10 protein-coding genes and 1 pseudogene are annotated in these 10489 nt (G+C 46.2%); 5 read left to right on the forward strand and 6 right to left on the reverse strand.

Annotation, left to right across the window (positions count from 1 at the left end):
- Positions 1 to 129 precede the first annotated feature (129 nt).
- The 4 genes from B3D59_RS18035 to B3D59_RS18050 all read right to left on the reverse strand — a co-directional run bounded on the left by B3D59_RS18035 (position 130) and on the right by B3D59_RS18050 (position 4333).
- On the reverse strand, positions 130 to 933 hold the full coding sequence (locus tag B3D59_RS18035) for an ABC transporter permease (protein WP_286822537.1): 804 nt from the start codon (positions 931 to 933) through the stop codon (positions 130 to 132).
- Positions 924 to 1598, reverse strand: coding sequence for an ABC transporter ATP-binding protein (locus tag B3D59_RS18040; protein WP_286822538.1), 675 nt, complete (start codon positions 1596 to 1598; stop codon positions 924 to 926). Before B3D59_RS18040 ends, B3D59_RS18035 begins: the two co-directional genes overlap by 10 nt.
- A 140-nt stretch (positions 1599 to 1738) precedes the next feature.
- On the reverse strand, positions 1739 to 3076 hold the full coding sequence (gene glmM / locus B3D59_RS18045; RefSeq protein ID WP_286822539.1) for a phosphoglucosamine mutase: 1338 nt from the start codon (positions 3074 to 3076) through the stop codon (positions 1739 to 1741).
- Positions 3077 to 3109: 33 nt separating this feature from the next.
- A complete protein-coding gene (locus B3D59_RS18050) occupies positions 3110 to 4333 on the reverse strand; it encodes a protein GlmU (RefSeq protein WP_286822540.1) in 1224 nt (407 codons plus the stop codon).
- An 87-nt stretch (positions 4334 to 4420) separates the two neighbouring features.
- On the opposite strand from B3D59_RS18050, the gene B3D59_RS18055 reads away from it, so the two are divergent.
- Positions 4421 to 6055, forward strand: a complete 1635-nt coding sequence (locus B3D59_RS18055) for a glucose-6-phosphate isomerase (RefSeq protein WP_286822541.1) — start codon at positions 4421 to 4423, stop codon at positions 6053 to 6055.
- Positions 6056 to 6113: 58 nt separating this feature from the next.
- Here the strand turns inward: B3D59_RS18055 and B3D59_RS18060 are convergent, their stop codons facing one another.
- Complete coding sequence (locus B3D59_RS18060) at positions 6114 to 7127, reverse strand: 3-oxoacyl-ACP synthase III family protein (protein ID WP_286822542.1); 1014 nt, start codon at positions 7125 to 7127, stop codon at positions 6114 to 6116.
- A gap of 269 nt (positions 7128 to 7396) precedes the next feature.
- Between B3D59_RS18060 and B3D59_RS18065 the strand changes: the two genes are divergently transcribed.
- Together B3D59_RS18065 and B3D59_RS18070 are read left to right on the forward strand one after the other, a co-directional pair.
- Positions 7397 to 7777, forward strand: a complete 381-nt coding sequence (locus tag B3D59_RS18065) for a response regulator (protein ID WP_286822543.1) — start codon at positions 7397 to 7399, stop codon at positions 7775 to 7777.
- 22 nt (positions 7778 to 7799) lie between these two features.
- Positions 7800 to 8900 (forward strand): sigma-54 interaction domain-containing protein, encoded by a 1101-nt coding sequence (locus tag B3D59_RS18070; RefSeq protein ID WP_286822544.1) that lies wholly within the window; start codon positions 7800 to 7802, stop codon positions 8898 to 8900.
- 10 nt (positions 8901 to 8910) lie between these two features.
- On the opposite strand, the gene B3D59_RS18075 is transcribed toward B3D59_RS18070, so the two are convergent.
- The gene (locus B3D59_RS18075) at positions 8911 to 9030 is read right to left on the reverse strand and encodes an FAD-dependent oxidoreductase (RefSeq protein ID WP_286822545.1); all 120 of its coding nucleotides are present in this window, start codon (positions 9028 to 9030) and stop codon (positions 8911 to 8913) included.
- A gap of 217 nt (positions 9031 to 9247) precedes the next feature.
- On the opposite strand from B3D59_RS18075, the gene B3D59_RS18080 reads away from it, so the two are divergent.
- Positions 9248 to 9691 (forward strand): Lrp/AsnC family transcriptional regulator, encoded by a 444-nt coding sequence (locus tag B3D59_RS18080; protein WP_286822546.1) that lies wholly within the window; start codon positions 9248 to 9250, stop codon positions 9689 to 9691.
- A 39-nt stretch (positions 9692 to 9730) separates the two neighbouring features.
- A pseudogene (locus B3D59_RS18085) lies at positions 9731 to 10489 on the forward strand (aminomethyltransferase family protein); the annotation flags it as partial.

The following is a 10489-nucleotide window of genomic DNA, read 5'->3' on the forward strand; positions in this document are numbered from 1 at the left end:
CTTACGGGATTTTTGGGATAGGCTAATGATTTATCGTCAATGTCAGGAGCTTGAGGTTGGAAAAAGGCCCTAATCTGCTAATCAGCGCCCTCCCCTTCCCTTTTTGTGTATGCACTTACCTTGGGGGGGTTACAAAGGTTGCTTCGGCCTTAACAAAAGCTGGTGACCGGGACTGAAACAGCGCTGCCGGACAATGCCAAGAACCATGCTCACGGTCAGGGTCGTGGATGCCACCAGCATGAACATCACCACGATCTGGTAACGGATGGCGAGCATTGGATCCTCACCGGAAAGAATTTGGCCGGTCATCATCCCCGGAATAAAAACAATACCGACGCCTGCCAGAGAGTTGACTGAAGGAATCATCCCGGCTTTAAGGGCATCCCTGAAGATATCCTGTGAGGCTTCAACGGGTGTTGCGCCCAGACAAAGTTTCATCTCCACCAAATCCCGTTTGGCTTTTAAATCAGAAAGCAGCCGATCCAGTGACAGACCCAGGGCGGTCATGGAGTTGCCTGCCACCATTCCGGCTATGGGAATAAAGTACTGGGGATGCCAGAAAGGTCTGACGCCGACAATCAATCCGGTAACGATGCCTGTAACGACTGCATACACCAAAAGCATAGAGATAAATGAGGGAAAAACAAAAGGGATGCTTTTTTCCGAAACATTGCCCCTGACAATACGGACTGCAAATGCCACCATGACGCAAAACAGCAAAAGAACGATCCAGGCAGATGCCATGCCGAATATAAAACTGAGGACATACCCCATGATCGTCAGTTGAAGAACGCATCTTACCGCTCCAGTGAGAATGGATTTTCCAAGACCGATACGACTCCACATGGAAATTGCGCCTGCGGCAACAATAAAAAGAGATGCAAGTGCAAGCTCAGTTGCACTGATATCCATAGCTCCTGTTGTCAACGGCATACCAAGACTCTCCCTTGGTCAATGGTGATTTCCATCACCGCAACGTTTTTTGGCAAAAATTTGTCATGGGTAATCATGACAATGGTGGAGCCCTGTCGGTTGAGATCTTCCAGCAGTTCATGAACATAGCGTCCGCTTTCACGGTCCAATGAAGATGTCGGCTCGTCAAGCAGCAATACCTTTGGACCGGTCAGCACAGTTCTCAGAAGGCTCAACCGCTGCCGCTGCCCGCCGGAAAGCGCCGCACCGGAATCACGAAGCCCGATGTCTTTCATTTTCACCCTGTCAAGCAGCTGTTTCAGCCTCTGATCAGATGGTTTTGCTTTTTCTTTGTTTACGCGAAAACAAAAGGGCTGGAGCAAAATATCTTTGACGGATAGATCGGGGATGACCGGTGTCTGCTGAAGATAGGCCACCTGTTGCCGCAGTTCAGAAGGATTACAATCCGTAAGGTTTTGGTCCAGGTAGCTGATCTTTCCCGTGTCTGGCTCCTCCAGGCGGTTCATCAAGCGCAGAAGGGTTGATTTCCCGGCCCCGGACGGCCCGTGGATCAAAGCGAACACATCCTGAGGCAGGGTAAAACTCTGATCATCCAGTATGACCCGTTCGCCATGCCAGGCAAACGAGACATCATGAAATTCAAAACACGGAATTTGATGATTCATCTGTCAATCGCCTTAATATTAAAGCTGCTTTGTACCATAATTTAAGGAAGAAAATTGCGGTGCACCTTTCGGACAGAAAGATTATCCAGTCCTTCTATTGGGATAGGGTATAAGCTGGTAATATGAGGTTTCCACAGCTGCTATAAACTTTTTTTGATGGTCTGACAGATTTTCTCACAGCATTGCCGGGTTAAATTTTCTTCAGGCCCTTCAACCATAACCCGGAGCAAGGGTTGTGTACCGGAATACCGCACAAGTACCCTGCCCTGGCTGCCGAGTTGTGATTCAACTTCTTTAATGGTATCTGCAACAATGGGAACTTTCATAAAATCCGGCCTGGATGCGTCCACCTTAACATTGATCAGGACCTGGGGGTAAACGGTCATAACCATAGAAAGTTCGGATAACGGTCTTTGGGTTTCCAGCATCACTTCGATGAGCTTTAATGCCGATAATGCACCATCCCCTGTGGTCTGTTCATCCAGAAAAATCATGTGGCCTGAATCTTCCCCGCCCATAACGGCACCAGTCTCTTGCATGCGCTCCAACACCTTTCTGTCACCGACTCCGGTTATTTCGTGCTTAATATCCAACTGTGCCAGTGCGTTGCCAAACCCCACATTGCTCATGACCGTACTGACAACGATATTATTGCCAAGTTTTCCGGTTTGTTTGGCAAATTTAGCTAAAACAGCCAGCAAGGTATCTCCGGTTATTTGCCGGCCAGTTTCATCCACGGCAATCAAACGATCGGCATCACCGTCAAAGGCAAGGCCAATATCTGCGTTAACTTTTCTGACATGATCACTTAAATCTTTTGTATGTTGAGACCCGCATTCCTCATTTATATTTATGCCATTGGGGGTGTTGTGGATAAAGCTTACATCAAAAATGTCAGGGGTGAATATTTTGGAAGCACAAAAACTGGCCGCGCCATTGGCCGTATCAATAACCAGTTTAAGCTTTCTTTGCTTGTTTTGAAAATTAAATTTTTTTACCAGAAATTGGGCATACCTTTCCTGGGCATCATCGACAGATACAATGGTGCCAATTTTTGAAGGCAACTCTATGGGTGGGCCAAGAATCATTTTTTCAAGGTCGGCCTCTTGCTCATCGGACAATTTCATACCGCCCTTTTGAAAAATTTTGATGCCGTTATCATAATAGGGGTTATGAGAGGCGGAGATCATGATGCCGGCCCCACAGGATTCAATGGCACGACTCAAATACGCCACACCGGGGGTGGGAATAACACCGGTGATCATCACATCAACACCGGCGGACGCAATCCCGGCAGTCAGTGCAGATTCAATCATTGGGCCCGAAATCCTGGTATCCCGGCCAATGATTACACATCTGTTGGACGACTTTTGCGTTAGAATGCCTACTGCCTGGCCTGTTTTCATGGCCAGTTCGCATGTCATTGGATAGGCGTTTGCCCTGCCCCGTATACCGTCTGTTCCAAATAACTGTCCCATTAAATGGTTATCCCGCTTTTTAATTTTGTAAAGTTATACGTCCAACCCAAACAGACCAACAATTCGATCTTCAATACCTTTGAGCCATGTTGACCCCATGATCGAAATTGATTCGTCAAGGCCCTGGATAAATCCAACGTAATCCTTTTTGTTATGACTAATATTCGTGTCTATGTGCCGTATAAATTGTTCCCCATCCGGCCCGGGAGTTTTAAGTTCATTTTCAGCCTGATCAAATATTGATGACGCCCGGGACAGTTTTTCCAGAACGATCTCATGGACGGCAACTGTCTGACTGCCCTGCCCTTTTTCCCTTTGGAGTAAAAGTTGTTTTGATTGTTTCAGTTTGTCTCCAAATGCATCCAGCCTTTTTATCCGTTCTTGAATACAGAGATCAATATTTTTCTGCAACCCTGAAACAAGTGCCTGGGACATCCAGTCCCAGGTAAAAAGGGGTCGAATAAAACGATACCAGACTTTTAAGGCATACAGCCCTGAAATATAATAGATATTTTCAGTTAAAATCCTGTCGGGCCGGGTGTAGATACCGGGACGCCATTGAACGGAACCACTTCTCATTGTCCCGCCCATGATCAACCGGTCACACCGCAGTTCGCTGTTCCGGATAATGGATCCTGCGGCACTGATGCATCCAAAGGCAATTCTGACCGGCCCCACAAGTCCACCCTGTCCCCCAAGGAACACAGGCCTCTGGTTAAGCATCACGCCCTGGTAGACATTGCCCATCATGGAGGGTGTTGCCTTGTCCTGGTTCGGCGTATAATTAAAGTGAATAAAGGACGATCCCACCTCGGAATGATCCTTTCGACCGGTGCCCCCGGCCATAAGACAATCGCAGAAATTAATCAGGCTCGGNNCGAAGGGAAAAAGAATGGTCTGCTTGAGACCCACGGTGTGGGCGGCATTGGCCTGTTCTTCAAGGATACAACCCTTTCGCACATGCCCGCCCGAACCAAAAACATTGTCGCCCATGAACACGGTATCCTGAAAATATCCGCCATGCAGCTTTGTACCCGGACCCATAAGACAGTTTTCAGCCGTCACCGGCGTTTCGTAACCAAGAACGGAGCCCGGCATGATCAGGGTTTGTGCACCGGTGAGTTTGGTGCCGGAAAAAAGCGTTACCCCCTCCGGGGATATGCGCTCAATGTCAACGTCATCACCGATAAACACGGTGGCAGGATTTGGAATGTTCACCCCTTTTTTTAACAGGGCATCAATCTTTTTTATATTCATGGTTCGAAGTTTATTCTATAAATAAAAAACAGGCAAGCAAATCCATCACATCATAATTGAACACCTCAAATGCAAGGAGAAATAAATATGAACCCGGCTGGTTTGCTTTATCCGGAGGATCCTTCCATAAAAAAATTTCATGAAAAATTAACAAAAGCGGCCCAGGATTTTAACGCGCCGGATTACCACCTGCAGAAGCTTCTAAGCCGGCCCGGACGATTCTCCGACTTCAGTCTCGGTATTGACGGTTTTTTTATGGATTTTTCACGTCAGCGGGTCGATGAAAATGCCTTGTCTTTGCTGCGTGAATCTCAACGTTTGTCCAATGCACTCAAAAAATTTAGTGAAATGACCCAGGCAGAGATCGTAAACCCAACCGAAAACCGTGCTGCGTTGCATACTGCGGCCCGGGGTACCGGACCTTCTCCTCTTTTATACAAGGAGATGGACGTTAAAGCGCAGATGCAACAGGTCAATGAAAAAATAGAACAGTTCTGCGCATCAGTCCATGAAGGCAAAATCTGCTCGGCCTGCGGAAAACCCTTTACCCAGGTAGTTGTCATTGGTATTGGCGGATCATATCTTGGCTGTGAATTTGTCTATCAGGCCCTGGCCGGAGCTGACAGGAAATTGGATCTTTTCTTTCTGCCCAACGTGGATATTGACAATTTTGCCCGCGTCATTGAATCCATTGACAAAGAGACCACCCTTTGGATCGTGATTTCCAAATCATATACCACCACCGAAACCATGGCCAACCTCAACCAGGTCAGCACATGGCTGAACACCATGGGCATTGCCCCTAAAGATCATATGGTTACCATCACGGCAAAGGGAAGTCCGGGAGACGACCCCGATACACCCGTGCTTGCCTCCTTTTACATGTTTGATTTCATCGGCGGCAGGTATTCGGTTTCATCTGCTGTGGGCGGACTGCCTTTAAGTCTGGCCCTGGGGTATGATGTGTTCAAACGGTTTCTGAACGGCTGCAGTATAATGGATACCCATGTGCTTGAAAGTCCGGAAGAAAAAAACATCCCTTTAACCGCAGCAATGATCTCCATTTGGAACATCCTTTATATGGGATATCCGGCCCAGGCCATTATTCCCTATGCGTCGAGATTAGCCCGGCTCAGCCCCCATGTCCAGCAGCTTTATATGGAGAGCCTTGGCAAATCGGTTTCTGCAACAGGGCAGCCTTTGACCCAACCGGCCGGCACCATTATCTTCGGGGAGCCCGGCACCAATGCCCAGCATTCATTTTTCCAGCTGGCCCACCAGGGAAAGGCTTTTCCCATTGATTTCATCGGCGTAAAAATGCCGGGATACACCGGGCTTCAGGCAATATCCAAAGGGGTGACCAATCACCAGGAGCTATGGGCCAATCTTTTAGCCCAGGCCGGTGCACTTGCCCTTGGTCGCAGTTCAGATGATCCGGCCAGAAATTTTGACGGCAACCGCCCCTCAACAATCATTACCATTGACAATCTTGAACCGGAAAGTGTTGGTATGTTGCTCTCTTTTTACGAGGCCAGAACCGTTCTGGAAGGATTCATTCTCGGTGTAAATCCTTTTGACCAGTTCGGTGTGGAGTTAGGCAAGGTCATGGCCGGGGATATTCGAAAGGAAATGGCCGCAAGAAACCAGGATCCCTCATATACGTTCGCCTGTGCATCACAAACGGATAATTTTTATCTGGATCTTGTGTTTAACAAACGCTGATATTTTAATCAATCCTGTTCAGGGGAAACAAAACATCCCCGGAACAGGATAAAAAAAATCAGGGGAATTTATAAAGGGATGCCCCCCAGGTCAGACCGGCACCAAGGGCGGCAAAGAGTACAACATCCCCGGGGTTGCCGATACGGCCGGTTTCAATGGCTTCATGGAGCGCCAAAGGAATACTGGCAGCCGTGGTGTTGCCGTATTTTTCAATATTATGGAAAATTTTATCTTCGGGCAGCTTAAGGAATTGGCCAAAGGCCTGGTTAATACGTTTATTGGCCTGGTGGGGCACCACAAGGTCAATATCAGACAAATTCATTCCTGCTTTTTCCAGTACTTCCATGGTCACCTTGGGCAGCATGCGAACAGCTTTTTTAAATATGACAGGTCCGTCCATAACCGGATAATATCGGGGATCATCAATGGGAAGATCATCGGGCAACCGTTTGAAAAGATTGGAAGCAGGCAATTCAGTTTTTAAGGTATCCGCAAAATGCCCGTCCGCATGCAATGCCGAGGCAATCAGTCCCACGTTTTCATCCGTGTCAACCGCTTCGATACATATGGCGGCGGCCCCATCACCGAAAATCACCGTCACGTCCCTGCCCCGGGTGGATTTGTCAAGTCCTGAGGAATGTACTTCCGCACCTACCAAAAGAACCTTGGAGGCAAGCCCGGATTTGATATAGGAATCCGCTGTGGCAAATCCGTACAAAAATCCGGTGCACTGTTGGCGAATATCCAGGGCCGGTGTGGAATCAAGCTCAAGATTTCGCGCTAAAAGACACCCGCCTCCCGGAAACATGATATCCGGACTTAAGGTGGCAAAAATTATAAAATCCAGATCGTTGGGTTGCCAACCCGCTTTATCCATTGCCATGCGGGCGGCTTGGGTCGCCAAATCCGATGCTCCGCAGGCGTCTTCCTTGGTAATCCAGTGTCGTTGGTGGATGCCGGTACGCTGGCGGATCCATTCATCAGAAGTGTCCATAAATTCGGTCAGATCCTGATTGGTGACAATATGGGGCGGTACAAAAAAACCTGAGCCCCTGATAATTGATTTTTTCATTGAATTTCCTTGTTACTATATCGATACCAACAATTGCAAAACAGTAGAAAGTGTCTATCCGACACCTGAAATTTTGTCAGGCCCAAATTTATAGTATGAATTTTATTTTTAGGCAAGATAGTTAAAACAGTCCATTCTTTTGTTTTTTTTCCTTTGCTCAACGAATTGGATATTTTTTTTCACATTCTTATTTTTTCCCCTTGCATATACCAAGAAAATTGAGATATGGACATAAAGAATTATACATTTCCATTTACAAAGAGGCTGATATGGCAAATCCGGCTCGACTTCTAATCGTGGACGATAACGAAGATATTTTGTCTACTTTTTATGAATTTTTTAACTCCCTTGGATATGAAGTTAAGACTGCGGCGGACGGATTTGCCGCTTTAAAAATTTTGAGGGAGAAACCCGATTATTTCGATTGTCTGATCACGGACCTAGTCATGCCCAACATCAGTGGTGTTGGGTTGATTTCCATTGTAAAAAATGAATTCCATGACATTAAAACCATTGCCATGACCGGGTATGGGGGGCACCCAGGGGCACTTGCGTCCGAAGCCCGGGCTGATATTGTTATTTTCAAACCTGTTGACCTGTTTAAAATTGAACGCAAGGTTGCCGAACTTATAGGACGTAAAGAAAATTAGGAAAAAGAGAGTGTTATAAAATATGACTTCATCAACCCCGCTGATAGGCGTCTCCACCCCTATGCTAAAAATAAAGGAATTGATCAACCATGTGGCTCAAACCTGTCTTAACATTCTGATTACAGGAGAAACCGGTGTTGGAAAGGAAGTGGTTGCCCATACTCTGTATGCCGAATCGAATCGGTCTAAAAATAATTTTGTAAAAATAAATTGTGCAGCCCTTCCTGAAACTCTTCTGGAATCAGAACTTTATGGCTATGAAAAGGGCGCTTTTACCGGGGCACATAAAAAGCGCTACGGGAAATTTTTAACCGCAGACAAGGGTGTTCTTTTTCTTGACGAAATCGGGGATATGCCCCTCTCCCTTCAATCGAAAATGCTCCATGTGCTTCAAAGCGGGGAGTTCTCTCCTCTTGGATCGGACCAGGATTTTAAAACGGATGTTTGGGTCATTGCGGCAACCAACCAGTGCCTTGAAGAAAATATAAAAAACAAAACCTTTAGAGAAGATCTTTTTTACCGGCTTAATATTATTAAAATAGACATTCCGCCCCTTCGCGAACGTCCCGAGGATATCCCCTCCCTGGTTGAATATTACTTTAAAAGATACTTGTCACAACACCCGAAAACCCATGCAGAAAAGCCTGACAGCCAGACCATGGCCCGCCTTTGCAATTATGACTGGCCCGGTAATGTACGCCAGCTACAGAACTGCATAAAAAAACTGATGGTGCTCAATTCCTGGGATAAAGTTTTTGAAGAGTTACCCGAGGAAGCCTCCACGCCTGCAACATTGTCTTCAGAATATACATCCCAGGCGAAATTAGCCGGTTGTGCCATGCATTCGCCTGATTATTTATTTGATAGCGAATCTGGAAACCACCGGATGAGGATCATTTCAGAATTTGTAGACCTGTCCACAAGTTCGGAAAAACTGTTTGAAGATATCTCTTTAAAAAAAATAAAAAAACTGGCCTCCGACAAAGTGGAAAAGGAAGTGATCGTTTTTGTGCTTGAAAAAGTGGGGTGGAACCGATCCAAAGCTGCAAAAATTTTAAAAGTCTCTTATAAAACCCTGTTATATAAAATGAGCGAATTTAATGTGAACCCGCCCGTCAGTTAGGCTTTTTTCATTATCCATGCAGCGGCGTACCTAATATTTTCAAGGTCACTTGAGCTCCAAGGTCGGCTGTTCTCAGCGCGGCAGCGTAACCGCCGGGGCCGGCGCCGATGATGGTGATATTTTCAGCCATATAGATCCTCGTAGATACTTATTATAAATAATTGCAAATTACATTAGAATTTAAATAGAATATATATGCTTTCACAAATTTTTTCCAAATTTTTTTAAAAATTATTAAAAAATCTAATCTTAATATTTGACTCTATTCCGTGGGTAAGATACGTTTATTTACAATGCGGCACATCAATTAATTATTTCAAAAATAATTTGACATAAAAAGCGAAAAAATGAAAATTGATGATACCAATATCAATATTATCAGAGAGCTCAAGGACGGTAAAAAACCTTTCAAAAAAATAGCCGACAAGTTGGGCGTTACGGAAAATACCGTAAGGTCCCGGGTCCTTAAGCTTCAGGAAGAAGGCGTACTCGAATTTTGTGGACTTGTGGACCCGGCTAAGCTGCCGGGCCATAGAAGCGTAATTGTGGGCATTAAGCTGTCTGAAACAAACCTGGTGGAAAAAGGAGAAGAGATCAGCCGCCTGAAAGGTGTCATTTCCGTTTCCGTGGTTACAGGACGATATGACCTCATGGTGCTGGTTTTGTTTAAAGAAGGCTTTGATCTGCTTGAATTCTACACCGAGGAAGTTTCAAAAATTGACGGGATAGATTCCGTTGAGACGTTTGTGGTTTACAAATCATACAACCTGAAAGTGCCGTACATTTTCTAAAATATAACATTATATATGTCATCGAAAAGGGATTTTGTCATGACCGATAATCTGAGAAAAACACCATTACACGCATGGCACAGGAATGCCGGAGCCAATATGGCTGATTTCGGGGGATTTGACATGCCGCTATGGTATGATACCGGGGTTAAAACCGAGCATCTTGCCGTGCTTATATCCGCGGGTATGTTTGACACATCCCATATGGACTGTATCCGGGTACGGGGAAAAGACGCCCCTGCCCTGCTTGATTTCTGCTTTACCAGACATCTCAGCGACCTGTCATCGGGTCGGTGTGCTTACGGCGCGTTTTTAGATGCCCAGGGGCACTGCATTGATGATGCCATTGTTTATAGATTCTCTGATGTGAGCTTCATGGTCTGCGTCAATGCAGGCATGGGGGCATCAATTACCGGGCATCTGGTTTTGCACAGTAACGAAAAATCCGTGGAAATAAAAGATTTATCAGAGCAGCTTGCCAAACTGGATGTCCAGGGAAAAAATGCCTTGAAGATCGTGTCGGGAGTGATCCGGGACAAAGAAACCGTTTTTAACACAATGCCTTACTTCTCCTTCAAAGGGGACCTGGAGCTTGAGGCTTCCAATGGGGTAAGCCTTGTGGACGGCACCCCTGTCATTGTGTCAAGAACCGGATATACCGGTGAATTTGGCTTTGAGATTTTCATTGCGCCCGATAAAGTTGAAAAACTGTGGTGCAATCTTTTGGATGCGGGTTCCCCCTATGGCCTGATACCCTGCGGCCTGGGTGCCCGGGATTCCTTAAGGGCCGGTGCATGC

The sequence above is a fragment of the Desulfobacter sp. UBA2225 genome, assembly GCF_002348205.1.
Taxonomy (GTDB): domain Bacteria; phylum Desulfobacterota; class Desulfobacteria; order Desulfobacterales; family Desulfobacteraceae; genus Desulfobacter; species Desulfobacter postgatei.

What these genes read in the sequence shown, in the direction of transcription:
- B3D59_RS18035 (WP_286822537.1), bottom strand. Translation starts at nt 933, where the DNA reads ATGCCGTTGACAACAGGAGCTATGGATATCAGTGCAACTGAGCTTGCA.
- B3D59_RS18060 (WP_286822542.1), bottom strand. Translation starts at nt 7,127, where the DNA reads ATGAAAAAATCAATTATCAGGGGCTCAGGTTTTTTTGTACCGCCCCAT.
- glmM (WP_286822539.1), bottom strand. Translation starts at nt 3,076, where the DNA reads ATGGGACAGTTATTTGGAACAGACGGTATACGGGGCAGGGCAAACGCC.
- B3D59_RS18065 (WP_286822543.1), top strand. Translation starts at nt 7,397, where the DNA reads ATGGCAAATCCGGCTCGACTTCTAATCGTGGACGATAACGAAGATATT.
- B3D59_RS18070 (WP_286822544.1), top strand. Translation starts at nt 7,800, where the DNA reads ATGACTTCATCAACCCCGCTGATAGGCGTCTCCACCCCTATGCTAAAA.
- B3D59_RS18075 (WP_286822545.1), bottom strand. Translation starts at nt 9,030, where the DNA reads ATGGCTGAAAATATCACCATCATCGGCGCCGGCCCCGGCGGTTACGCT.
- B3D59_RS18040 (WP_286822538.1), bottom strand. Translation starts at nt 1,598, where the DNA reads ATGAATCATCAAATTCCGTGTTTTGAATTTCATGATGTCTCGTTTGCC.
- B3D59_RS18055 (WP_286822541.1), top strand. Translation starts at nt 4,421, where the DNA reads ATGAACCCGGCTGGTTTGCTTTATCCGGAGGATCCTTCCATAAAAAAA.
- B3D59_RS18080 (WP_286822546.1), top strand. Translation starts at nt 9,248, where the DNA reads ATGAAAATTGATGATACCAATATCAATATTATCAGAGAGCTCAAGGAC.